23 protein-coding genes, 1 tRNA gene and 1 other RNA gene are annotated in these 21694 nt (G+C 65.5%); 9 read left to right on the top strand and 16 right to left on the bottom strand.

The window, feature by feature from the left end; translation table 11 throughout:
- Positions 1 to 250 precede the first annotated feature (250 nt).
- Both ACMDW7_RS10275 and ACMDW7_RS10270 read right to left on the bottom strand, forming a co-directional pair.
- Positions 251 to 796, bottom strand: a complete 546-nt coding sequence (locus tag ACMDW7_RS10275; protein WP_377300902.1) for a hypothetical protein — start codon at positions 794 to 796, stop codon at positions 251 to 253.
- Positions 703 to 1962: a JmjC domain-containing protein gene (locus ACMDW7_RS10270; protein ID WP_377300904.1), complete on the bottom strand. Its 1260-nt coding sequence runs from the start codon at positions 1960 to 1962 to the stop codon at positions 703 to 705. Before ACMDW7_RS10270 ends, ACMDW7_RS10275 begins: the two co-directional genes overlap by 94 nt.
- A 64-nt stretch (positions 1963 to 2026) precedes the next feature.
- On the opposite strand from ACMDW7_RS10270, the gene ACMDW7_RS10265 reads away from it, so the two are divergent.
- The gene (locus ACMDW7_RS10265) at positions 2027 to 2611 is read left to right on the top strand and encodes an FKBP-type peptidyl-prolyl cis-trans isomerase (RefSeq protein WP_377300906.1); all 585 of its coding nucleotides are present in this window, start codon (positions 2027 to 2029) and stop codon (positions 2609 to 2611) included.
- A gap of 144 nt (positions 2612 to 2755) precedes the next feature.
- On the opposite strand, the gene mutS is transcribed toward ACMDW7_RS10265, so the two are convergent.
- Positions 2756 to 5302: a DNA mismatch repair protein MutS gene (mutS, locus tag ACMDW7_RS10260; protein WP_377302519.1), complete on the bottom strand. Its 2547-nt coding sequence runs from the start codon at positions 5300 to 5302 to the stop codon at positions 2756 to 2758.
- A gap of 108 nt (positions 5303 to 5410) precedes the next feature.
- Positions 5411 to 6349: an inositol monophosphatase family protein gene (locus ACMDW7_RS10255; protein WP_377300908.1), complete on the bottom strand. Its 939-nt coding sequence runs from the start codon at positions 6347 to 6349 to the stop codon at positions 5411 to 5413.
- Between the two features lie 35 nt (positions 6350 to 6384).
- Here ACMDW7_RS10255 and ACMDW7_RS10250 point away from each other — a divergent pair, with 35 nt between their 5' ends.
- Together ACMDW7_RS10250 and cysE are read left to right on the top strand one after the other, a co-directional pair.
- A complete protein-coding gene (locus ACMDW7_RS10250) occupies positions 6385 to 7197 on the top strand; it encodes an RNA methyltransferase (protein WP_377300910.1) in 813 nt (270 codons plus the stop codon).
- An 80-nt stretch (positions 7198 to 7277) separates the two neighbouring features.
- The gene (gene cysE / locus ACMDW7_RS10245; protein WP_377300912.1) at positions 7278 to 8021 is read left to right on the top strand and encodes a serine O-acetyltransferase; all 744 of its coding nucleotides are present in this window, start codon (positions 7278 to 7280) and stop codon (positions 8019 to 8021) included.
- A gap of 15 nt (positions 8022 to 8036) precedes the next feature.
- Here the strand turns inward: cysE and ACMDW7_RS10240 are convergent, their stop codons facing one another.
- The 5 genes from ACMDW7_RS10240 to ACMDW7_RS10220 all read right to left on the bottom strand — a co-directional run bounded on the left by ACMDW7_RS10240 (position 8037) and on the right by ACMDW7_RS10220 (position 12320).
- Complete coding sequence (locus ACMDW7_RS10240; protein ID WP_377300913.1) at positions 8037 to 8813, bottom strand: UDP-2,3-diacylglucosamine diphosphatase; 777 nt, start codon at positions 8811 to 8813, stop codon at positions 8037 to 8039.
- Between the two features lie 3 nt (positions 8814 to 8816).
- Entirely contained in the window at positions 8817 to 9314 is a 498-nt protein-coding gene (locus ACMDW7_RS10235; protein WP_377300915.1) for a peptidylprolyl isomerase, read from the bottom strand.
- A gap of 35 nt (positions 9315 to 9349) precedes the next feature.
- Positions 9350 to 9979: a peptidylprolyl isomerase gene (locus ACMDW7_RS10230; protein ID WP_377300917.1), complete on the bottom strand. Its 630-nt coding sequence runs from the start codon at positions 9977 to 9979 to the stop codon at positions 9350 to 9352.
- Positions 9976 to 11142, bottom strand: a complete 1167-nt coding sequence (locus ACMDW7_RS10225) for a L,D-transpeptidase family protein (RefSeq protein ID WP_377300919.1) — start codon at positions 11140 to 11142, stop codon at positions 9976 to 9978. The genes ACMDW7_RS10230 and ACMDW7_RS10225 overlap by 4 nt, the downstream gene beginning before the upstream one ends.
- Positions 11143 to 11282: 140 nt before the next feature.
- Entirely contained in the window at positions 11283 to 12320 is a 1038-nt protein-coding gene (locus ACMDW7_RS10220) for a tetratricopeptide repeat protein (RefSeq protein ID WP_377300921.1), read from the bottom strand.
- A 400-nt stretch (positions 12321 to 12720) separates the two neighbouring features.
- Between ACMDW7_RS10220 and cysS the strand changes: the two genes are divergently transcribed.
- The 4 genes from cysS to tilS all read left to right on the top strand — a co-directional run bounded on the left by cysS (position 12721) and on the right by tilS (position 16875).
- The gene (gene cysS, locus ACMDW7_RS10215; protein ID WP_377300923.1) at positions 12721 to 14121 is read left to right on the top strand and encodes a cysteine--tRNA ligase; all 1401 of its coding nucleotides are present in this window, start codon (positions 12721 to 12723) and stop codon (positions 14119 to 14121) included.
- A 113-nt stretch (positions 14122 to 14234) separates the two neighbouring features.
- Positions 14235 to 14918: a DNA-3-methyladenine glycosylase family protein gene (locus ACMDW7_RS10210; RefSeq protein WP_377300925.1), complete on the top strand. Its 684-nt coding sequence runs from the start codon at positions 14235 to 14237 to the stop codon at positions 14916 to 14918.
- Between the two features lie 24 nt (positions 14919 to 14942).
- Positions 14943 to 15911, top strand: a complete 969-nt coding sequence (locus ACMDW7_RS10205; protein WP_377300927.1) for an acetyl-CoA carboxylase carboxyltransferase subunit alpha — start codon at positions 14943 to 14945, stop codon at positions 15909 to 15911.
- Positions 15898 to 16875, top strand: coding sequence for a tRNA lysidine(34) synthetase TilS (gene tilS, locus ACMDW7_RS10200; RefSeq protein WP_377300929.1), 978 nt, complete (start codon positions 15898 to 15900; stop codon positions 16873 to 16875). Before ACMDW7_RS10205 ends, tilS begins: the two co-directional genes overlap by 14 nt.
- A gap of 85 nt (positions 16876 to 16960) precedes the next feature.
- Here the strand turns inward: tilS and ACMDW7_RS10195 are convergent.
- Positions 16961 to 17036, bottom strand: a tRNA-Thr gene (locus tag ACMDW7_RS10195).
- Positions 17037 to 17126: 90 nt separating this feature from the next.
- On the opposite strand from ACMDW7_RS10195, the gene ACMDW7_RS10190 reads away from it, so the two are divergent.
- Entirely contained in the window at positions 17127 to 18056 is a 930-nt protein-coding gene (locus ACMDW7_RS10190) for an AEC family transporter (RefSeq protein WP_377300931.1), read from the top strand.
- Here ACMDW7_RS10190 and ACMDW7_RS10185 read toward each other — a convergent pair.
- The 5 genes from ACMDW7_RS10185 to ACMDW7_RS10165 all read right to left on the bottom strand — a co-directional run bounded on the left by ACMDW7_RS10185 (position 18049) and on the right by ACMDW7_RS10165 (position 20289).
- A complete protein-coding gene (locus ACMDW7_RS10185; protein ID WP_377300933.1) occupies positions 18049 to 18879 on the bottom strand; it encodes a sulfite exporter TauE/SafE family protein in 831 nt (276 codons plus the stop codon). The genes ACMDW7_RS10190 and ACMDW7_RS10185 overlap by 8 nt on opposite strands.
- A 10-nt stretch (positions 18880 to 18889) precedes the next feature.
- The gene (locus ACMDW7_RS10180) at positions 18890 to 19351 is read right to left on the bottom strand and encodes an EVE domain-containing protein (RefSeq protein WP_377300935.1); all 462 of its coding nucleotides are present in this window, start codon (positions 19349 to 19351) and stop codon (positions 18890 to 18892) included.
- A 167-nt stretch (positions 19352 to 19518) separates the two neighbouring features.
- Positions 19519 to 19723, bottom strand: a non-coding RNA gene (gene ssrS, locus ACMDW7_RS10175) — 6S RNA.
- Between the two features lie 57 nt (positions 19724 to 19780).
- On the bottom strand, positions 19781 to 20089 hold the full coding sequence (locus tag ACMDW7_RS10170) for a cell division protein ZapA (protein ID WP_377300937.1): 309 nt from the start codon (positions 20087 to 20089) through the stop codon (positions 19781 to 19783).
- On the bottom strand, positions 20086 to 20289 hold the full coding sequence (locus ACMDW7_RS10165) for a DUF904 domain-containing protein (RefSeq protein ID WP_377300939.1): 204 nt from the start codon (positions 20287 to 20289) through the stop codon (positions 20086 to 20088). Before ACMDW7_RS10165 ends, ACMDW7_RS10170 begins: the two co-directional genes overlap by 4 nt.
- A gap of 140 nt (positions 20290 to 20429) precedes the next feature.
- Between ACMDW7_RS10165 and ACMDW7_RS10160 the strand changes: the two genes are divergently transcribed.
- The gene (locus tag ACMDW7_RS10160) at positions 20430 to 21071 is read left to right on the top strand and encodes a ParA family protein (protein WP_377300941.1); all 642 of its coding nucleotides are present in this window, start codon (positions 20430 to 20432) and stop codon (positions 21069 to 21071) included.
- Here ACMDW7_RS10160 and ACMDW7_RS10155 read toward each other — a convergent pair.
- Positions 21062 to 21658: an outer membrane beta-barrel protein gene (locus tag ACMDW7_RS10155; protein WP_377300943.1), complete on the bottom strand. Its 597-nt coding sequence runs from the start codon at positions 21656 to 21658 to the stop codon at positions 21062 to 21064. The genes ACMDW7_RS10160 and ACMDW7_RS10155 overlap by 10 nt on opposite strands.
- Positions 21659 to 21694 lie beyond the last annotated feature (36 nt).

Here is a 21694-nt window from a genome sequence, read left to right as displayed (position 1 = left end):
TGTGTCTTCCTTAAAAGCGAGTTGGTAATTACCGGTAATTATCAAACAAGGAGTTGGCCCGACCCCTGCGCCGCTCTGCATGGAGCACCTCGAGGAACTCGATGCTGCATCGCGCAAACCGCAACCTATCCAGCCCTCTAGTATATCGCCAGATCAGGGAACTTTTCTACATCAGCCCTTCCGTGCTAGTGGGGATGTTCCAACACTTGCAGGCTGACGCACTCCTTACGTGCTGCGCTGCAACGGCTCGTTACAAACCCAGGGGTGACCAGCTCGCCTGCGCGCTTCGATCCAGGACGCTCACGGTGCTTTCCAGAGCCGTCACCGCCGCGGGATTGCCCTTGGTCTGTGTCAGGCGCCAGCGGCCGGGATCAGCCACCTGGGACTGCGGCCAAGGCGCATAGCCCACGGTGCGCCGGTCAAAGGCCACGAGTTCGAAGCTGCGGGGCAGGTCGATGGGCACGATCAGCGCCTGCATCTGATGCGCGTACCAGCGCGCCGCTTCAGCCCAGCGCGGCCAGGCGCGGCGTACAGGTTCGACGGACTCCACCATCAGCTTGAGCTGCAGGGGCGGGCACGCGCGCAGGCGCTCGCGCAAGGCCTGGATCAGCTCCGGGCTGTCCAGAAATCCGTAAGCGCCCGGCGAGTCCAGCGAGATCAGGATCTCGTTGCTGGCGCTGCCAAGCGCACCGCGAAACCAGTTCAGCCAGTCCTGCGTGCTCGGCTGGGGCTTGCCGCCTGAACTGTTACCTGCGGTGCTGCCGGAGAGGCCGCTGAGGGGAGGGGTTGAATCCATCCGATCTCCTGCCAGTAGTTGAATTGATCCTGAAGCGCGCTGCTGGCACTTCGCCACTGCGTCGCATCCAGCGCGCTGGTGTCGGCCAGGTGACGCAGAAGCTTCGCATCGCCGCCGCTCACCTCCCAGCTCAGGCCGTTCATGAAGAACCAGCGGCCGCTGTAGCTGGCCACTGTCTGCCGCGCCAGCCTCAGGCCGTTCTCGAGGCTGCCGGGCTGAGGTGTGAACGGGGTTGTTGGCTTGGGTTCGGTGAGTGACTCGCCCAGCCAGAGTACGAGGTCTTCGCGCGTGGGCCTGTGCTGGTCGACGAGTGCGGCCAGATCCGCGACGAGCTGCTCCGGGAGCATGCCCGGCGTGCTCGTCGGTTCGGTCTGCAGGTTGGAAAATCGGCCGGGAATGTCGAGGCTCTCGGCGAACTTCTCGTAGAACTCCGCCAGCGCATCCTGGTGCGTCGCGGTACGAAAGCCGATCGAGTACGTCAGGCAGCCATCATCCAACGCCACACCCTCGTGCGCCACGCTGGGCGGCAGGTAGAGCATGTCGCCTGGTTCGAGCACGAATTCGTCTGTGGGCTTGAACTTGGCGAGGATCTTCAGCGGCAGGCCGTCAACGAGCGTGAGGTCTTTCTGGCTGCTGATGCGCCAGCGGCGGCGGCCGGCGCCCTGCAGCAGGAAAACGTCATAACTGTCAAAGTGCGGACCGACGCCGCCACCCGTGGAGGCCAGGCTGATCATCAGATCGTCCATGCGCAGACGTTCGATGAACGAAAAGCGCTGCATGAGCGCATGGGCGGCGTCTTCGTGCAGGTTCACGCCCTGCACGAGCACGGTCCAATCGGGCTTGCTGGTGGGCGGCAGGCGCTTGATCGGGCCGCGCTTGAGCTGCCATTGGCCGTCGAAGTTCGTGATCAGGCGGCTTTCCACGTCCGGCCGGGCTGCGAGCTCCGCAATGCGCTGCGCATCCACCGGTGCGGTGAAGCCGGGGATGGCCTGGCGGATCAGCAGGGGCTTGCGGTGGAAGAACTCGCGCATGAACTGCGCCGGCGAAAGGCCACCGAGCGCCGCGCCTGCATCTGCAGGCGCGTGGGTGGCCGAGCGCGCGGCGCGTGCCGAGGCAGGCTTCCTGGACGGGTTTGCGACAGACTTTGCGGGTTGTTTTGCAGGCATCCGGCCAGTATAGGAAGCGGGTTTTGCGGCGCTGCGGCCAAAGCGCGGCAGTACGATGCCGGGCATGACGCAATCCTCTGGCAACACCCCCGGCGCAGGCGCTGCGCCCGATTCCGACAGTATCCGCAGTGGCCTGGCCGTGACCGTGCGCCTGCAGGTCTACGACGCCGACAATGAGCTCGTGATCGAGTCCGACGGGCCGATCACCTACCTGCAGGGCGGTGGCGAGATTTTCCCCAGGCTCGAAGGCCTGCTGGAGGGCAAGCATGTCGGCGACACGGTCAGCGCCTATCTGGAGCCGGCCGACCACTTTGGTGACTATGACGCCGAGCTGGTGTATCTGGAAGACCGCAAGCTGCTGCCGCCGGACATCGAGGTGGGCAGCCAGATCGAGCGCAGCGACGACGACGATCCCGATGCCGAGCCGGTGCTGGTGACGGTGACCGACATCCAGGGCGAGACGGTGGTTCTGGACGGCAACCACCCCTTTGCGGGCTCAGCGCTGCGCTTCGAGGTCGAGGTGCTGGCGATCGAAGAGCCGGAGGTGGATGCCGACGGTGCGTTCGACGCGATTGATGACGAAGACGATCTGGATGCTGCCCGACGTGGCGGCCTGCAATTCCGGACCTTGAAGCGCACGCTGCACTAAAGCCTGTCCGAAAATGACTGTTTTTCGTGGTTCGTTATGCCGGTTTCCGCTTGATATTGGAGGATCTACAGGCTTTCTCTAACTCGAAAAACACGGCCGAAATTGATTTATTGATCGTCAAGCCTGGCCTGCTGCTGCGTGCTGCTATGGCTTGCCCAGAGTGTCCCGCAGGCCATAGAGCAGCTCCAGCGCCTGCCGCGCAGACAGATTGTCCAGATCCAGCGAGCGCAGCTGGGCGAGCACGGCGGCCTCTGCATCGTTCAGCGAAGCATTGGGCTCCGGCGCGACGGGTGTGATCGGTGCTGGCGCCGCAAACAGATCCATCTGGCTGCTGGCGGTGACGCCGCTGGCTTCAAGCGCCGCCAGCTTGCCGCGCGCGGCGCGGATCACGCTGCCGGGCACGCCGGCCAGCTTGGCCACAGCCAGGCCGTAACTCTGGCTTGCCGGGCCGTCACGCACCTCATGCAGGAAGGCCACGCCCTGAGTATGTTCCACGGCGGCTAGGTGCGCGTTGCTCACGCCGGGCAGCTCGGTGGCCAGCTGCGTGAGTTCAAAGTAGTGCGTGGCAAACAGCGCAAAGGCGCGGTTGTTGGCGGCCAGCGCGCGGGCGATCGCCCAGGCCAGCGAGAGGCCGTCGAAGGTACTGGTGCCGCGGCCGATCTCGTCCATCAGCACCAGCGAGCGGGGTGTGGCCGCGTTCAGGATGACGGCAGCCTCGGTCATCTCCACCATGAAGGTCGAGCGGCCGCCTGCCAGGTCGTCCGAGGAGCCGATGCGCGTGAAGATGCGGTCGACCGGCCCGATCACTGCAGACCGTGCCGGCACCGGGCAGCCGCACCAAGCCATCAGCACGATCAACGCCACTTGCCGCATGTAGGTCGATTTACCGCCCATGTTCGGGCCGGTGATGACCTTCATGCGGTCCGTGTCTGACAGCGTGCAGTCGTTCGGCGTGAAGCGCTCCACGCGGGGCTCCACCACCGGGTGGCGGCCCGCGGCGATGCGGATGCCCGGTTCTTCGATCAGCTGCGGCAGGCACCAGTCGTGCCGTGCAGCCAGTCGGGCCCATGCGGCCAGCACGTCGGCCTGGGCCAAGCAGCGTGCGGCAGTGTGCAGCGCGCCGATGTGCGGCTGCAGTGCCTCGATCAGCTGGTCGTAGAGCAGCTTTTCGCGCGCCAGTGCCCGGTCACGGGCGGATAGCGCCTTGTCCTCAAAGGCCTTGAGCTCGGGCGTGATGAAGCGCTCGGCATTCTTCAGGGTCTGGCGGCGCTTGTAGTCGATCGGCACGCGGTCCAGGCCGCTGGCCGTGATCTCGATGTAGAAGCCGTGAACCTTGTTGTATTCGACCTTGAGGTTGGCAATGCCGGTGCGTTCCCGCTCGCGGGCTTCCATGGCGAGCAGAAAGCCGCTGGTGTTCTCGGCGAGTTCGCGCAGCTCGTCCAGTTCGGCGTCTGCACCTTTGGCGAAGATGCCGCCATCGCGCACCGCCGCGGCGGGCTCGTCGGCCACTCGGGCAAGCAGGCTGAGCAGTTGCGCTGGCAATTGCAGCGCGGCAGGCGCTTCGCGCAGCAGTGCAGCATCCAGCCCGGCGAGTTGCGCGCCGATCTGCGGCAGCCGGGGCAGGGCATCTCGCAGGGCAGCGAGTTCGCGCGGGCGCGCTGTGGCCAGCCCGATGCGCGAAGCAATACGCTCAATGTCCGGCAGCGCGTGCATCGTGCCGCGCAGTACGTCTGCGCCATCGCCCTTGAGCACTTGCACCGCCTCGATGCGTGCCAGCGCCGCGGCGCGATCCGTCAGCGGGCTGGCGATCCACTGGCGCAGCAGGCGCGCACCCATGGTGGTCGCGCAGTCGTCCAGTGTGGAGAGCAGGGTGGGCGCCGGCTCGCCACGCAGGGTCTCGGTGAGCTCCAGATTCTTGCGGGTCGCTTCGTCCAGGACCATGAAGCCGGCGGCAGACTCCACGCGCAGCCGTTGCACATGGTTTAGCGCATGGCCGTGCATCTGGCGGGCATAGGTCAGCACCGCGCCAGCCGCGCCATGGGCCAGGGTCAGGGCCTCTGCACCGAAGCCGGCCAGGCTCGCTGCGCCGAGCTGTCGGGCCGCAATCTGCGCGCCTTCTGCAGGGTCAAAGTGCCATTCGGGCAAGCGCGTGCAGATGGGCTGCTGCTCGGCGTCCACGCTGCCATCGGCGACCAGCAGTTCGGCCGGCGGGCGGCGCAAGAGCAGCTGGGGCAGTTGGGCGGCGGTTTCTTCGGCCAGCACCAGCTCGCCCGCGGCCAGGTTCAGCCAGGCCAGACCGGTGCGGCCGCGTTCGGTCTTGACGGCCAGAAGCCACACGTCGCTGCGATCGGCCAGCACGCCGGCATCCGTCACGGTCCCCGGCGTGACCACACGCACCACCTTGCGTTCCACCGGCCCCTTGCTGGTGGCCGGGTCGCCGAGCTGTTCGCAGATCGCGACGGACTCGCCCATCTTCACGAGCTTGGCCAGATAGCCGTCCACCGAGTGGAAGGGCACCCCGGCCATCGGGATGGGCTTGCCGCCAGAGGCCCCGCGCGCCGTGAGCGTGATGCCCAGCAGGCGCGCGGCCTTCTCGGCGTCGCCGTAGAACAGCTCGTAGAAGTCGCCCATCCGGTAGAAGACGAGCGTGTGCGGGTAGTCCGCCTTGATGCGCAGGTACTGCTGCATCATGGGGGTGTGGCCCGCGACAGAGCCGGCCAAGGCGTTGGCGCCGCTGTCAGCCGGGTCTTTGGCGTGGAATGCGCTCACAGCTGCCGGGCGCGAAGCGGTGCCGCGGACTTACTTGGCGACAGGCTTGCCTGCGCCGGCCTTGCGCGCGAGACGACGCGGCGGCACCTTGGGCTTTGCCGGCGCCGCTTCGGCGGCGGCCTCTGCGGCGTCGGTGCCATCGGCCGGGGCGGCTTCACCCTCCGCGATGCGCAGCTTCAGGCTGGCGGCCACGCCATCGAGCTTGGCCATGAGTTGCGGGAAGATCTTCGGGCTGCCGGCCACGATGTGACCCTTGGCCATGAAGTCATCGCCGCCATGCAGATCGGACACCAGGCCGCCGGCCTCAGACACCAGCAGGGCGCCGGCCGCCATGTCCCAGCTGCCCAGGCCCACGCCATAGCAGGCGTCAAGCCGGCCTGCTGCCACTTGCGCCAGGTCCAGCGAGGCGCTGCCCATGCGGCGCACGCCGGCAGTGGTGAGCGAGAGTTCGGACAGCGCGCTCATGAGCGCGTCCCAGGAGGCGTTGCGGCGGTTGCGAAAGCTCGTGCCGATCAGCGCTTCAGCCAGGCGCATGCGGCGCGTGACGCGCAGGCGGCGGTTGTTCAGCGCAGCGCCGCGGCCCTTCTCGGCGGTGTAGAGGTCATTGGTGGCGGGCTGATAGATCAGCGCGATCTGCGTCTCGCCTTCGTACTTCATGGCCATCGACACGGCATAGTGGGGAATGCCGTGGATGAAGTTGGTGGTGCCGTCGAGAGGGTCGATGAACCACTGGTAGGGCGAATTCGCGTTGCCCGCCTGGCCGATCTCCTCGGAGGTGATGCCGTGCTGGGGATAAGCTTCAAGGAGTGTGTTGATGATGTCGGATTCCACCGCCTGATCGACTTCGGTGACGAAATCGCCCGGGCCCTTGGTACCCACACGCAGGGAATCGACGTCCATCGACGCACGATTGATGAAAGCGCCAGCACGGCGCGCGGCCTTGGTGGCCGTGTTCAGCATGGGATGCATGGCAATCCGCGATCAACTTGTACAAAGAACAGACCTTGCATTTTAAGCCACCTGAAGATCTGACCTGGCTCGGCCAGGTTGCCATCGTGCTCCAGAGTCCGAGCCACCCGGGCAACATTGGTGCGACCGCGCGAGCCATGAAGGTCATGGGCTTGCGCGACTTGCGGGTGGTTTCGCCTCGATTTGCCGATGCCTGCGCGCAGCCCGAAGCGCAGGCGTTTGCCAGTGGCGCGCTCGATGTCCTGGCTGCGGCTCGAGTCTTTGCTTCACTGGACGACGCGCTAGCCGATGCGCAGTGGACCGTGGCCATGGCCATGGTGCCTCGTCAGTGGAGTGGGCCGCAGACCCAGCCGAGAGCGGCGGCGCTAGAAGTACGCGCTCGGCTCAATGACGGCCGCAGCGAGCGCGTGGCCTTCGTCTTCGGGCCGGAACGCACCGGCCTGTCCAATGAGGATCTTCTGCGCTGCCGTGTGGCCTGCCAGATTCCGGCAGATGAGCAGTACGGTTCGCTGAACCTCGCCCAGGCCGTGCAGGTGATGGGTTACGAGCTGCGCATGGCTGCACTTGAAGGCCGCAGCGCGCCCTTGACGGGGCAGCGCGATGCACTGGCCACCCACGCCGCCGTGCAAGGCATGCTGGCCGATCTCGAACAGGCGCTGATCGCAATCGGGTTTCTGGATCCCGCTGTGCCCAAGCGCTTGATGCCGCGCCTGGCAAGCCTGTTTGCCCGCACTGAATTGACCACCAAGGAGATCGACATCCTGCGCGGCATTGCCGCCCAGATGCGCGAGCCGAAGGCTGCGCGGGCACGGTCCAGGGCGGGTGGCAGCGCAGACGAGCAGCCCTAGTCCCTGCTGCGCGCGCGGGCTCTGCGATCTGCCCGCACAGTGCACGTCGATAGAATCGAAGGCTCCAACAGAAAGCCCCCATGTTCGCTCGCCTCGCCGAAGACATCCGCTGCATCCTTGAACGCGACCCAGCTGCCCGCAGCCGCTTCGAGGTGCTGACGTGTTACCCCGGCCTGCATGCGATCTGGATCCACCGCGTCAGCCACTGGTGCTGGACCCATGGCCTGCGCTGGCTGGCGCGCTTTCTCTCGCACCTCGGCCGCTGGTTCACCGGCATCGAGATCCACCCCGGTGCGGTGATCGGCCGGCGTGTGTTCATCGACCATGGCATGGGTGTGGTGATCGGCGAGACGGCCGAGATCGGCGATGACTGCACGATTTACCAAGGTGTCACCCTAGGCGGTACCTCGCTCTACAAGGGCGTGAAGCGCCACCCGACGCTGGAGGCCGGCGTGATCGTGGGCGCGGGTGCCAAAGTGCTTGGCGGCTTCACGGTCGGTGCGAACGCGCGGATCGGCAGCAATGCCGTCGTGGTCAAGCCCGTACCGGCCGCGGCTACGGCAGTTGGCATTCCGGCCAAGCTGATCGCGGGCGCAGACGCAAGCCATGACGCCAACGTGGCCGGCGCGGGTCTGGCAGGCGGCTTCTCGGCCTATGGCATCACCACGGGTGACGACCCTGTCTCCAAGGCCATCAACCAGCTGGTGGACCATGTCGAGGCGCAGGAGAAGCGCATTGCCGAACTGTATGGCCTGCTGGAAAAGAGCGGCGTGCCTTGCGCGGCGCCTGCCGAGCAGACGCACATGCGTCACATCGACGAGTAGGCGCCGTGCTGCGGCTCAGGCCGCAGCAAGCTCGATCGAGCGGATGCCATCGGCATCGACCAGCAAGGCATTGCCGCGCGGGGGCTGGGCATCCACATGCCAGTCTGAGAGCACGTGTCGCACCAATACAGGCTTGCCGGCGCGCGGCATCTCGTGGCGCGCCGGTCGATGCGTATGGCCGTGGATCAACAGGTCGACACCGAGAGTTTCGGCACCAGCCAGCACGGCCTGATCGTTCACATCCATGATGTCCATCGACTTGCCCTGCTTGGCCGCTTCACTTTGCATGCGCAGCGCTTGCGCAATGGCGTGCCGCTCTGCCAGGGGCTTGGCGAGGAATCCCGCTTGCCAGACCGGATTGCGCGCCGTGCTGCGCCAGGCCTGATAGGCCGTGTCGTCGGTGCACCAGGCGTCTCCATGGGCAATGCCGATGCGCCGGCCTGCGATCTCAATCACGCTCGGGTCCTGAAGCAGGCTGGCGCCTGTAGCTTGCGCAAAGCCCGGGCCGACTAGAAAGTCCCGGTTGCCCTGAATGAAGTGCAGCGCGCAGCCAGTCGCGGTCAGTTCGCGCAGCGCGCTAACCACGGCGGGGTAGAGCGCAAGATCGTCGTCGCCCACGTAGGCTTCGAATAGATCTCCCAGAACGAACAGCGCAGCGTGTCGTCGCGCATCCGCCTCGCACAGACGCACAAACGCCGCCAGATTGGCTGCAGAGGCTTGCGCCTCCGCGCCGACGATGGCGGCGTCCAGATGCAGATCCGAGATGAACAGGGCGCTTGCGTAGCGAAGCAAGCCTTACTCCACCAGTTCGGCCTTGGTGATCACCACCGGCTCGACCGGCACATCATCATGGAAGCCGCTTCGGCCGGTGCGCACGCCACGGATGGCGTCGACCACGTCCATGCCCTCAGTCACCATGCCGAACACGGCGTAGCCCCAACCTTGCGGTGTGGGCGATGTGAAGTTGAGGAAGTCGTTGTCCACCGTGTTGATGAAGAACTGCGCGGTGGCAGAGTGGGGTTGATTGGTGCGGGCCATGGCCACGGCGCCACGCACGTTCTTCAGGCCGTTATTGGCTTCGTTCTCGATCTGTTCGCGCGTGGGCTTCTGGTTCATGGTCGCATCGAAGCCGCCGCCCTGGATCATGAAGTTCTTGATCACGCGGTGGAAGATCGTGCCGTCGTAGTGGCCGTCCTTGACGTACTGGGCGAAGTTTGCGGCCGACTTGGGCGCCTTGGCTGCGTCCAGCGTGAGGGTGATGACGCCGGAGGTGGTGTGGAGCTTGACTTGCATCTGTATTCCTTGGGCTGTGCTGCGGGTGCAGCGGGTTACTTCACGCGGCGTGCAGACTCGATCACCACGGGCGTTTCAGGGACGTTCTGGTAGAAGCCGCGCGTGGTCGTCTGCACGGCGCGGATCTTGTCCACGGTGTCCATGCCTTCGACCACGCGACCAAAGACTGCATAGCCATTGCCATCCGAAGCCTGAGCCTTGTCCAGGCGCAGGTTGTCCACCACATTGATGAAGAACTGTGCGGTGGCGGAGTCCGGCACGTTGGTGCGGGCCATGGCGATGGTGCCGCGCACGTTCGACAGGCCGTTGCCACTCTCCAGCTTGATGGGCTGGCGGGTGTCCTTCTCGCGCATGCTGGGCGTGAAGCCGCCGCCCTGGATCATGAAGCTGCCGATCACGCGGTGGAAGATCGTGCCGTCGTAGTGTTTGTCATCTACATAGCGCAGAAAGTTGGCCACTGAGATGGGTGCGGCCTTGGCGTCGAGTTCGACCGTGATGTTGCCCATGCTGGTCTTGAACTGCACGCGGGGTGCTTCCGAGGCAGCCTGCGGTGCGGCGCTCGTGCCGGCGCTGGGCTTGGTCGTGGGCGTCTGGGCCAGCAGCGGGGCGCACGCAGCGACAAACGCCACTGCAGCGAGCTGTCGGAAGAGCTTGGAGATGATCATGTGTTGCCCTCGAAGATGATGCGCCAGACACCGTTTTCCAGTTGCCAGTACTGGCGTTTCTTGACGTTGGAATTGAGCGCATTAGAGCGGAAGCGTTGGTGGAACTCCACCAGCACCATGTTGGCCTTCACGCCCGGATAGCGAAACATGCTGACGTCGCTGATGTCGATGCTGACGCGCTGCTTGCTCTGCATGAGCGTGCGGCGGCTGTCCAGCCAGCTTGCGAGGCTCGCGTTGCCGTTTCCATCGCCCAAGAACGCCTTGGAGTAGTGCGACGCGTAGCGAACGAAGTTCTGCTCCTGCCAGTCACGACGCCAGGCTTCAAAAGCTTTGACGAGCGGTCCGCGCTCTGCTGCGAGTTGCTGGGGGCTCATCCACTCGACGTTCTCGCTGAGCACAACCGGTGTGTGACCGATTGGCAGGATCCTCGCTAGACGCGCCATGTCCTCGTTGGCCAGCACCATGCAGCCGTCGGACGCCCTGGGCGGACGTGAGAAGGTGTCGCTGGGTACACCGTGAAACCAGATGCCGCTGCCAGTGCGGTTGTTCAGGCGGTCCCACTCGTTGGGGTAGTTGATCGGCAGGGCGGCCGGGCCGTAGAAGTCGGTGAGCCTGGCGCGCGGAATCGCCGACAGGATGGAGTACACGCCAACGGGAGTGCGCTGGTCGCCTTCCTTCTCCTTGAAGTCGCCGTTGCGGCCTTGAGTGACGTAGTAGTCGGCGGCGAGGCGGATCTGCTTGCCGTCGTTCTCGAACAGATAAAGCCGAGAGCGGCGGGTGTCCATCACCAGCGCACGTGTCTGAGAAGGTGCGAGCTGGAAAAAGTAGCCAGGCAGCTTGCCGGCAGGCGGGCGGTTGCGGTAGCCCTCCAGCCGCTGGCGGGCTTCTTCGCGCAGCTCCCGCAAGCGGTCTTCCGGTGCATTGGGGGCAGCCCCAAGTGTGTTGATCGGCCGGCTGCGTGCGAGCAGCAGGTCGCCGCGGATCAGGTGCGCCAGGCGGAAGTTGGGCGCGCGGGCGATCAACGCGTCTGTCGCCTGGAGCGCTTCGCCGGTGCGGCCGTGCACGATGTGCGTGTAGATGCGCACGAGGTCCGGTTCCGGGTCGAAGCCCTTGAACTGCTCGGGGGCGGGCCGCTGCTTGGCCTGTGCGCCTGGCGCGAGCATCACAAGGGCGAGTGCAGCCGCGACGAGCAGCGTCGGCGGGCACAGAACTTTGCAGAGGCGTAGCGAAGCGGAGGTCACGGAAGCTGCCGGCCGGGCTGCGAATCGTCACGGCCCGGCCCAAGGGGTGAAGCGAGGGTGGATCAGCCGCCGCTGCGCTCTTCGCGGATCAGCCAGCGGCCGCCGGTCTTGACCATGACGAGGGTCTTGCGGCTTTCCACGTCAAGGCGATCCGAGTCATAGCGCTGGCGGAAGTTCACGCGGGCCGTGTCACCCTGCAGCGTGACCACAGGCGACACCACGGTCACCTTGATGCTCTGCTTGCCTTCGATACGTTGGCGACGCTCGGTTGCCCAGCTGGCGCGAGTGCCTCGCGGTGGCTTGAAGTCCGCCGCATAGGCCGCGAGGTAGCGGTCCACGTCGCGGCTGGACCAGGCGCTCGCCCAGGCATTGACGGCGTCCAGCACCTCCTTGGTGGCAGCGTCGCCCCCAGCGGGCGCGGTCGCAACCGGCGCAGGGGCAGGTGCAGCCTTGGCTGCTGGCGCCGGAGCCGGTACCGGCGCTGCGGGGCGTACCGGCGCGGCTGCAACGGGTGCAGGCGCAGCCGGGCGGGCTGCGGGCGCCGCGGCAACTGGCGCCGGCGCGGTGGCCACTGCAGTACGAGCCGCAGGGCGGCCGCCGATCAGCTCGCGGATCATTGACAGCTTGACCTGCGCGCCGGTGTTGCCGCTGTCCAGCTGCAAGGCCTTGTCATAGGACTGGCTGGCCAGACGCGCGTACACATCGCCGAGGTTTTCGTGCGCCGTGGCGTAGGACGGATGCGTGCGGATCGCCATCTCCAGCGCGGCGCGGGCCTTGTCGTACTGGCCCATGGAGCCATATAGCACGGCGAGGTTGTTGTAGGGCTCAGGCAGCTCGGGGAAGTCTTCCGTGAGCTTCAGGAAGACATTGATCGCATCGTTCGTGCGCTTCTGCTCGGTGAGGATCAGGCCGCGTGCGAAACGCAGCTGCGCGTCCTTGGGGCGTGTAGCCAGACCGGCGTCCACGCGCTGCAAGGCTTCATTGAGCTGGCCGGCGCGCATCATGCGCTGGATGTCGCCCATCTCGTCGGCGAGTACAGGGGCACTCAGGGCGAAGCCGGCGGCCAGAGCGCAGGCGAGGGCGGTAGCACGCAGTTTCATGCGGGTCGGGAACCTTGCTATGTGGAATGGCCCCCAGCCGCTGTGCATGGTGCGTCGCGACGCGTCAGACAGGCCCAAAACCATGTCTGCACAGGGGGCGTTGATATACTGACAAGTGTACCAATCGACCTGTGCGCTGCTCATCGCCTGCACAGTGATCGCTGGCCCGCCCAAGCATGCCGCTTCGGTGTCGAGCCGCCCCAGACCGCAAGGAACGCCGTGAACCGCCTGCCCGTCATCCTCGCCGCTGCACTCGCCCAGAGCGCGTGCTGCTGCGTGTGTTGTTGACGCTGCCGCAAGCTCCTCGCCCCGGCCGAGGCCGACCAGGCGAGCTACCGCGCTCCCCGCCCGCCGCGACCCCAGCAGGTCTGCAGTGACTGCATCTCCCGACGAGAATCCCATGCTTCATGTCTACAACACCCTGTCCCGCAAGAAGGAAGTCTTCACCCCGATCGCCGCACCCAAGGTGGGCATGTACGTCTGCGGCATGACGATCTACGACTTCTGCCACATGGGCCACGCCCGGATGATGATGGCCTTCGACGTGATCGCGCGCTGGCTGCGCAGCTCCGGCTATGACGTCACCTTCGTGCGCAATATCACCGACATCGACGACAAGATCATCAAGCGCGCGGTGGAGAATGGCGAGAGCATCCGCCAGCTCACCGAGCGCATGACCGCCGCCATGCACGAAGACCTGGCTGCCATCGGCGTGCTGCCGCCGGATCATGAACCACGCGCCACCGAGTACGTGCCGCAGATGCTGAGCCTGATCGGCCGCCTGCGCGACAAGGGCCTCGCTTACCAGGCGGCCGATGGCGACATGAACTACGCCGTGCGCCAATTTGCGGGCTACGGCAAGCTCTCGGGCAAGTCGCTCGACGAGCTGCGTGCCGGCGAACGCATCGCGGTGGATTCGAGCAAGACCGACCCGCTGGACTTCGTGCTCTGGAAGGCCGCCAAGCCCACCGAGCCGGCCGATGCCAAGTGGGACAGCCCCTTCGGTGCTGGCCGTCCGGGCTGGCACATCGAGTGCTCGGCCATGAGTTCGGCCCTGCTGGGCGAGACCTTTGACATCCACGGTGGCGGATCGGACCTGCAGTTCCCGCATCACGAAAACGAGATCGCCCAGAGCGAAGGTGCCACCGGCAAGCCCCTGGCCAACTACTGGCTGCACAACGGCTTTCTGAATGTGGATGGCGAGAAGATGTCCAAGAGCCTGGGCAATTTCTTCACCATCCGCGACGTACTCAAGGCGCTGGGCGAGGAGTTCGGCGGCCGCGAGAAAGCCGCCGAGGTGCTGCGCTACTTCCTGGTGCGCACGCACTACCGCAGCCCCTTCAACTACAGCGACAGCCACATCCGCGACGCGCTCGCTGCGCTGACGCGCCTGTACACCGCGCTGAAGAACACCCCGCCGGTCGATAGCGTCATCGATTGGGCGCACCCCCAGGCTGCGGCCTTCAAAGCGGCCATGGACGACGACTTCAACACGCCGGACGCCATTGCAGCGCTGTTCGAGCTAGCCTCCGAGGTCAACCGGACGCAGTCCGCCGCTACGGCAGGCCTGCTCAAGCAGCTGGGGGCGATCCTGGGCATCCTGCAGGGCGACCCGGTGGCCTTTCTCAAGGGGGCAGCAACGGGTGACGATGCGCGGATCGAGGATCTGATCGCCCAGCGCGCGGCGGCCAAGAAGGCCAGACAATTTGCCGAAGCCGACCGCATCCGTGGCGAGTTGCTGGCCCAGGGCATCGTGCTCGAAGACAAGCCGGGTGGCGCAACGGAGTGGCGCCGCGCCTAGCCGTCCAGCGCCTGGCCGAAGCCCGCACTTCCGATGCCAGATCCGGCATTCATGCGCCTCTTCAGGCCAAAATGGCTGGAAAGCCGCGCCAGACGAGCGGAAAGCCTTTCTGGATGGAAGCGCCGCCCGTGTGGGGAGGAGAAACCCGCTTGCAGAGGCTCGCGCTGATGCCGCGCCGCAAGCGCCCGGACTACTGGGAAGACGCGCTGCGCCACCTGAGCCGCCGCGATCGGCACCTGAAACGCATCATCGCGGCCTACCCCGGCATCTGCATCGAGAGTCGGGGTGCGCCGTTCTACACCCTGGTGCGTTCCATAGTCGGCCAGCAGATCTCGACGCGCGCAGCCGACGCGGTATGGCAGCGCGTTGCTGCGGCGCTGCCGGAGGTCACGCCGCAGGCAGTGCTGTCCACGCCCTGGCAGACCCTGCGCGACTGTGGGCTGACGGACCGAAAGACCGACTACTTCATCAACTGCGCCGAGCACTTTGCCGACAAGCGCGTCAATCCCCGCCGTTGGCCGAGGATGGAGGACGATGCGGTGATTGCTGAGTTGGTACAGATCAAGGGTATCGGTCAATGGACAGCGCAGATGGTCCTGATCTTTAATCTGCTTCGGCCGAACGTGCTGCCCCTGGACGACCTCGGGCTGCTCAAGGCCCTGAGCGTGCACCATGCCGGCGGCGAACCGGTGGACAAGCGGCGTGCGGCCGAGCTGGCCGAACCCTGGGCACCCTACCGATCGGTGGCGACCTGGTTCCTCTGGCGCAGCCTGGACCCGGGCCCGATCGACTACTAATAGAAGAACACATTGCGAGGACGGATGAAAACCACGTTTCTGGACTTTGAAGCCCCGATTTCCGAGCTTGAAAGCAAGATCGAGGAACTGCGCTTCGTGCAGGACGAGTCTGCGGTCGACATCTCCGAAGAGATCAGCCGCCTGCAGAAGAAGAGCGAGGCGCTGACCAAGGACATCTACGCCAAGCTCACCCCCTGGCAGGTCAGCCAGGTCGCGCGCCATCCGCAGCGCCCCTACACCCTGGACTACATCAGCGAAATCTTCACGGATTTCCACGAACTGCACGGCGACCGCGCCTTTGCCGATGACAAGTCGATCGTCGGTGGCTTGGCGCGCATCAATGGCCAGAGCTGCATGGTGATCGGCCAGCAGAAGGGCCGCGACACCAAGGAGCGCGCCATGCGCAACTTCGGCATGCCGCGCCCGGAGGGCTATCGCAAGGCGCTGCGCCTCATGAAGCTGGCAGAGAAGTTCGAGCTGCCGCTGTTCACCTTCATCGACACCCCCGGCGCCTTTCCCGGCATCGACGCCGAGGAGCGCGGCCAGTCCGAGGCCATCGGCCACAACCTGTACGAGATGGCCCAGCTCAAGACGCCCATCATCAGCACCGTCATCGGTGAGGGCGGCTCCGGCGGCGCGCTGGCCATTGCCGTGTCCGACCTCGTGCTGATGCTGCAGTACTCCACCTACAGCGTGATCTCGCCCGAGGGCTGCGCCTCCATCCTCTGGAAGACGGCTGACAAGGCACCGGACGCCGCCGAGGCCCTGGGCCTCACCGCGCATCGCCTGAAGGCGCTCGGTCTGGTCGACCGCATTGTCAACGAGCCCCTAGGCGGCGCGCACCGTGACACCAAGCAGATGGCGGCCATGCTCAAGCGCGCGCTGCTCGACGCGTTGCGCCAGTTCCAGGGCATGAAGCCCAAGGAACTGCTGGCTGCGCGCCACGAACGGCTTATGAGCTACGGGAAGTTCAAGACGCTTGCCGAAAGCTGATCTTCCAGCAGCCACGGCACCGCTGATCCGGGCGCTGCGCGAAAACGCAGCGCCCGTATTGTCTGGGGGCAAGCGCGTGGCGGTCGGCTTCTCCGGCGGATGCGACTCCACAGCGCTGCTGTGGGCAGCCGTGCAGGCGCTTGGTCCGCAGCGCGTGCTGGCGATCCATGTGGACCATGGCATTGCGGCTGATTCGGCCCGCTGGGCTGAGCAAGTGCAGTCCGTCGCCGCCGGACTGGGCGCGACGTTTGCGTTGCGGCGCCTGGATGGTCTTGGCAGCGGCCAGCCCAATCTGGAGGAGCGTGCGAGGGAACTGCGCCGCGCGGCGCTGCTGGATGCGTGCCGCACTGCAGATATCGAAACGCTGCTGCTTGCACAGCACGCGGACGATCAGGCCGAGACGGTTCTTCTGCATCTCATGCGCGGCACCGGTCCGCTCGGACTTGGCATGCCACGGCAGCTTGTGCATGACGGTGTCACGATCCTGCGGCCGCTGTTGGCGCTGCGACGCAGCGAGCTTGAGGTGGCCATGCGCGCCATCGGCCAGGATTGGATCGACGACCCCAGCAATGCCGACACGGACCTGCGCCGCAATGCGGTTCGGCATCGCCTTTGGCCGCTGATGCAGGACGTGGATGATCGTGCGGGCAGCAGCCTGCCGCGGGCAGCCGAGTTGGCACACGAAGCGCAGTCGGCTCTGGATTGGTTTGGTGATCAGCTGTTGGCGGCCCAGCCAGACGCTGCGACGCTTCTGATCACAGACTGGATGCGTTGGCCACCCGAAGTGCAGGCCGTAATCCTGCGCCGCTGGCTGGCTCGCGCCGGGGCCAAGCCGCCCACCCGGGCGAGACTTTCGGCCATGATTGAACAGCTGAGCGCCGCCGGGGCGTATGGCCCGCGTTGCGAGCATGAGAGCTGGACCCTGCTGCGCAGTCGCGAGGGTCTGCACCTCAGCCGCAGCTAGCGGCGGCGACGTTTTCCGGCCAGGCTCCTAAAGCTTTCACCGGCCGAAAAGCAGCAAGGCCGCCCGAGGGCGGCCTTGCGTGTTCTGGTGCCGGAGATAGGAGTCGAACCTACGACCTTCGCATTACGAATGCGCTGCTCTACCAACTGAGCTACACCGGCGAAAACCGAGATTATACAGGGACGGCGAGGGGGCCGCCCGGGGCTTGGGTGCCTCGACAATGAGCGCTCCCCACCGCCCGCCCGCGCTTGATGTCCACCTTCGCCCTGCTGATCCCCGACATGCTGCTAATTGCGCTCGGGTTCACGCTCATGCAGGCCGGGTGGTTCGGGCGCAACGTCTGGGAGGCCGCGGAGCGGCTCGTCTACTTCGTGCTCTTTCCAGCGTTGTTGTTCACGGCGGTGGCGCGCGCGCCTGTGGACCCCGGCGCGGCCAGCACGCTCATCTTCGCCAGTCTGCTCGTCACAGCCACGGGCGTGGTGCTCGGATGGTGGATGCGACCGTTGCTGAGGGCGGATGCGACCAGATTCGCGCAGTGGGCCGGGTTGGCGCAAACTGCGTTTCGCTTCAACAGCTATGTGGCCCTGTCCCTGGCCACTCGGCTTGAGCCGGCTGCGCAGGCCACCGCACTGTTTGCGCTGGTCATCGCGTTCAACGTGCCGCTGTGCAACGTGTTTGCGGTGCTTGGCCTGGCGCCAGTGCGACATGGGGGCACGAGTGCGCGTGCACTGTTGCGTGAGCTGGCGCAGAACCCGTTGATCCTCGCAACGGTCGGCGGGCTCGCTTTCAAGCTGGCCGGTGGGCAGCTGCCCGAACCGATCTGGACCGGACTGTCACGGCTTGGACAGGCGGCACTGGCTCTGGGGTTGATGGCAGTAGGCGCGGGTTTGAGTTGGCGTGGCGCCCGCGAGGCTGCACCGCTGGTCGGTTGGATGCTGTCCGTGCGCCTGCTCTGGCTGCCGGCCGCGGCCTGGACCATTGGTGCGCTGATGGGGCTGGACCGACTCGCGCAGACCGTGCTCGTGGCCTACGCGGCTCTGCCCACGGCATCGTCCGCGTTCATCCTCGCGGCACGAATGGGTGCGCCGTCCGCGCCCGTTGCGGCGGTGATCTCGTTTGGCACGGTCGCCGCCGGCGTGTCTCTGCCCCTGTGGCTGTGGCTGCTCGGGCGCTTCAGCTGAGCAGGCCGGAGGTGCTGGCTGCCTTCCAGAGCATGTAGCCAGCCAGACAGAAGAGCAGCGAAGCGAACACCTTCTTGAGGGACGATACGTCCATCCCATGAGCGGTCCTCGCCCCGAGCGGCGCAAACAGCACGCTGCTGATGGCCGTACCCAGCACTGCCGGGCCATAGATGAAGCCCAGTGACAGCGCAGGCAACACGTCGGCAAAGCGTTGACCGGCGACGACGTAGCCCACGAGCGCACCAGCGGCGATCGGAAAGCCCATGGCGGCACTCGTCGCGACCGACTGGTGCATCGACACCCCGTGCTTGGAAAGGTACGGCACCGTGATGAAGCCGCCGCCGGCGCCCACGAGGCTGGAGATCGCGCCGATCAATGTCCCCACGCCAAATTTGCCGCCGTTGCCGGGGAGTCCACTGCCGCCGTCGGCCGCCTTCTTCTTTGCGCGCAGCATCTGAAAAGCCGAGTAACTGACGAATACCCCGAAGATCAGGGACAAGACGGGTGTGCGCACCAGACTGGCGATCTGCGCCCCCAGCAGCGTGCCCACAAAGCCGCCGATGCCCAGCCACTTGATGAGATCCCAGCGCACAGCGCCATGCGCATGATGCGCGCGTACCGATGAGACGGAAGTAAATAGGATCGTTGTGAGAGAAGTTGCAATCGCCATGTGCACCACGTGTTCGATCGGGAACTTCTGGGCTGTGAACATCATGGTCAGAAAAGGCACGAGGAGCATGCCGCCACCGATGCCCAGCAGTCCCGCCGCAAAGCCCGTGAATGCGCCGAGCAGCAGCAGGCCGCCAAGGAAGAGATAGTCCATGAATCCCCTGTCAGAGCAGTGTTGTCGTGATGTAGTGCCAGTGCGCCTCGCTGACCGGCGTGATGGACAGGCGTGAGCCCTTCAGCAGTACACCGAGACCATCCAGCTTCGGGTCCTCGCGCATCTGCGTGAGCAGCAAGGGCGCTGTCTTGCGTCGGGCCTGGACGTCCACCAACCACCAGCGCGGCGCTTCGGGCGATGACTTGGCATCAAAATACTTGGAGCGCGGGTCAAACTGTGTCGGGTCGGGGTACGGTGCGCCGACCACCTCGGCCAAGCCGTAGATGCCCGGCTCGGCGCAACTCGAGTGATAGAACAGCACCCCGTCGCCCGGCTGCATCTGCTTCCACATGAAGTTGCGCGCCTGGTAGTTGCGTACACCGGTCCATGGCACGGTCTTGTTGGGTGCGGCCAGAGCATCGTCTATCGAGCACTCATCCGGCTCGGACTTCATCAACCAGTAAGCGGGCATCAGGGATTCAAGCGGGTGCGCGCCGGGCAGGTGCCTTCGCGCTTCGAGAACAACCCCCGCCCCTGAGGACGGGACGAGGGGAGGGCTGGATCTAAGCCCCGCAAGGGATTGCGAAGCAAACCCTTGCGACGGGGAAGCCCCAACCGTCCGCTTGTGCAGCCGGTTGGGGCTTCCCCGCGAGTGCCGCCATGACCTTTTATCCTGAACCGGAGTTCAGGGCGGGACGACTCATCATGCCTCGGGTTCATCAGCAAAGCCCCATGCAAGCACGGGACTCAGAGGCGATCACGCCAGCACGCTTGTTGTCGACCCTAGCGCAAAGCGCATCGGTTAAGGAATATCAAGGCCTCGTCGCGAACACCGCAGGGAAAACGGATTGGCTTGAGTGTTTCCAGCCAATGCGTTTTGCCTGAACGCCATGTTGTGCAATCAGAACAAGGGCTCCTGAGGGGAGAGCGCTTCGTCGGCGAGCTTGTTGACCCGCTCGATCTTGCGCTTGAGCTCGCCAACCTGGATGCCTTCCACGCCCTTGGACGACAGCACTTCGACCGCCAGATTCAAGGCCACCATGACGGCAATGCGATCCGCCGCCTTGATCTTGCCGCCAGCCTGGATTTCCTGCATGCGGGCGTCGACCATGTTGACTGCCGACAGCAGATTGGCCTTCTCGTCCGAGCTGCAAGCCAGTTGGTACTCGCGGCCCATGATGGTGGCCGTGAAGCGTTCGGTGTTGCTCATTCGGTCGTCTCGCCGGGCAAGCGTTCGAGAAGGTGGGCGATCCGGTCCCGTGCAGCCGACAGGCGCGATTGCAGGCTGCCGGCTTCAGCTGCCTTGCTGGCGAGTTCGGCGCGCAGCGCCTGATTCTCGGCGCGGGCCGTCTTGAGCGCGTCGGCCATGCGTTCGACGCGCGTGATCATGGCTTCAAGTTCGTCTTGCATGGGGCGAAGTGTAGTGGGTTGAACCACGGGCGCGGGGCTGATGCCGCGTACACCACCCCTGTCTTGACTCCTGCCGCCACAGCCGCGAGCATCGAAGCTCCGCGCGCGCAAGCGTGCTGCGCCAACCTCATCGCCCGATCATGCCCCTCATTCTTATCGCCAACCCCAAGGGCGGCGCCGGCAAGAGCACTCTGTCCACCAACGTTGCCGGTCTGTTTGCCCGTCGCGGGCACCAAGTCATGCTGGGCGACATCGATGTGCAGCAGTCCGCACGCAGTTGGCTGGATCTGCGGCCAGCCGGTCTGCCCGCCATTCGCAGCTGGGAGATGGGCGAAGGCAAGGCCGCTCGGCCACCCAAGGGCGTGACGCATGTGGTGATCGATACGCCAGCGGCGGTGCCGATGTCGGTGCTTTCGACGCTGATTCGCGATGCCGATCGTGTAGTGATTCCGGTGCAGCCCTCACCGTTTGACCTGGGAGCAACCGGTCGCTTTGTGGAGCAACTGCGCGAAGTTGCACCGGCGGCAATGCGTCAGGGGCGTGTCGGGCTGGTGGGCATGCGGGTGGACGAACGGACACGCTCGGCTGAGCACTTCCAGCGCTTCTGCGAAAACATCCAGATGACGCCGATCACGAGCCTGCGCGACACGCAGAACTATCTTCACTTGGCCGCGCACGGCCTCACCCTCTGGGACGTGGGTTCCAGCAGGGTGGAGAAGGATCTCGCCCAGTGGCAGCCCTTGGTGGCGTGGCTGGGCGAGAAGGCAAGCGATCAGAAATAGAAATTGCCCATTAGGCCGACGTGGTTGCCTTTGAACTTGGACGGGGTGCCCTTGACCGTGTAGTCCTCGGTGACGTAGCGAAGCTTCAGGCCGAAGCTCGGACTGAAGCGATATTCACCCTCGATGACCACGCCTGTGGTGGCGTCAAAGTCGACGTTCGGTGCAATGGAGCTACCTGCACCTGATGCGTTGAGCTTGGCGCCGTTGATGTAGCGGATGCCGCCACCCAGGCGAACCTGCTCGTTCACGGCCACATGACCCAGCAGTTCCAAAGGCCAGCGCGAAAAGCGGATGCTGCCGTTGCTGGCGCTGGTGTCATCCACGTGATATCCCGCCGTGGCCTGCACGGTCACCAGTGTGCCGAGGCGGAATTCTGCGCCGCCGTAGAACTGCACCAGACCGCCGGTACGGATGCTCTGGCTGCCGCCATTGGTGAACTGAGCGGTGGCGAGCTTTTCGCCGCCGAAGGTCAGGCCTGCGCCAAGAATGCCGCGGACCGGCCGATCGTCAGCCTGAGCGTGTGCGGTGCCGGTGACCAGCATGGACAGCAGGCTGGCGGCGCTGAGGGTGCGCAGAACGTGATTCATGAATGCTCCGATGATGCGTGTGTCTGATGTGATGCT

Source organism: Piscinibacterium candidicorallinum (assembly GCF_047549485.1).
Taxonomy (GTDB): Bacteria; Pseudomonadota; Gammaproteobacteria; order Burkholderiales; family Burkholderiaceae_C; genus Piscinibacterium; species Piscinibacterium candidicorallinum.
This window is presented reverse-complemented; position numbering and strand designations above follow the sequence as displayed.

Bases quoted from the DNA above. Each gene is read 5' to 3' on its own strand.
- ACMDW7_RS10275 (WP_377300902.1), bottom strand. From the start codon at position 796: ATGGATTCAACCCCTCCCCTCAGCGGCCTCTCCGGCAGCACCGCAGGT.
- ACMDW7_RS10270 (WP_377300904.1), bottom strand. From the start codon at position 1,962: ATGCCTGCAAAACAACCCGCAAAGTCTGTCGCAAACCCGTCCAGGAAG.
- ACMDW7_RS10265 (WP_377300906.1), top strand. From the start codon at position 2,027: ATGACGCAATCCTCTGGCAACACCCCCGGCGCAGGCGCTGCGCCCGAT.
- mutS (WP_377302519.1), bottom strand. From the start codon at position 5,302: ATGATGCAGCAGTACCTGCGCATCAAGGCGGACTACCCGCACACGCTC.
- ACMDW7_RS10255 (WP_377300908.1), bottom strand. From the start codon at position 6,349: ATGCATCCCATGCTGAACACGGCCACCAAGGCCGCGCGCCGTGCTGGC.
- cysE (WP_377300912.1), top strand. From the start codon at position 7,278: ATGTTCGCTCGCCTCGCCGAAGACATCCGCTGCATCCTTGAACGCGAC.
- ACMDW7_RS10235 (WP_377300915.1), bottom strand. From the start codon at position 9,314: ATGCAAGTCAAGCTCCACACCACCTCCGGCGTCATCACCCTCACGCTG.
- ACMDW7_RS10230 (WP_377300917.1), bottom strand. From the start codon at position 9,979: ATGATCATCTCCAAGCTCTTCCGACAGCTCGCTGCAGTGGCGTTTGTC.
- ACMDW7_RS10225 (WP_377300919.1), bottom strand. From the start codon at position 11,142: ATGCTCGCGCCAGGCGCACAGGCCAAGCAGCGGCCCGCCCCCGAGCAG.
- ACMDW7_RS10220 (WP_377300921.1), bottom strand. From the start codon at position 12,320: ATGAAACTGCGTGCTACCGCCCTCGCCTGCGCTCTGGCCGCCGGCTTC.
- cysS (WP_377300923.1), top strand. From the start codon at position 12,721: ATGCTTCATGTCTACAACACCCTGTCCCGCAAGAAGGAAGTCTTCACC.
- ACMDW7_RS10210 (WP_377300925.1), top strand. From the start codon at position 14,235: ATGGAAGCGCCGCCCGTGTGGGGAGGAGAAACCCGCTTGCAGAGGCTC.
- ACMDW7_RS10205 (WP_377300927.1), top strand. From the start codon at position 14,943: ATGAAAACCACGTTTCTGGACTTTGAAGCCCCGATTTCCGAGCTTGAA.
- ACMDW7_RS10190 (WP_377300931.1), top strand. From the start codon at position 17,127: ATGTCCACCTTCGCCCTGCTGATCCCCGACATGCTGCTAATTGCGCTC.
- ACMDW7_RS10185 (WP_377300933.1), bottom strand. From the start codon at position 18,879: ATGGACTATCTCTTCCTTGGCGGCCTGCTGCTGCTCGGCGCATTCACG.
- ACMDW7_RS10180 (WP_377300935.1), bottom strand. From the start codon at position 19,351: ATGCCCGCTTACTGGTTGATGAAGTCCGAGCCGGATGAGTGCTCGATA.
- ACMDW7_RS10170 (WP_377300937.1), bottom strand. From the start codon at position 20,089: ATGAGCAACACCGAACGCTTCACGGCCACCATCATGGGCCGCGAGTAC.
- ACMDW7_RS10165 (WP_377300939.1), bottom strand. From the start codon at position 20,289: ATGCAAGACGAACTTGAAGCCATGATCACGCGCGTCGAACGCATGGCC.
- ACMDW7_RS10160 (WP_377300941.1), top strand. From the start codon at position 20,430: ATGCCCCTCATTCTTATCGCCAACCCCAAGGGCGGCGCCGGCAAGAGC.
- ACMDW7_RS10155 (WP_377300943.1), bottom strand. From the start codon at position 21,658: ATGAATCACGTTCTGCGCACCCTCAGCGCCGCCAGCCTGCTGTCCATG.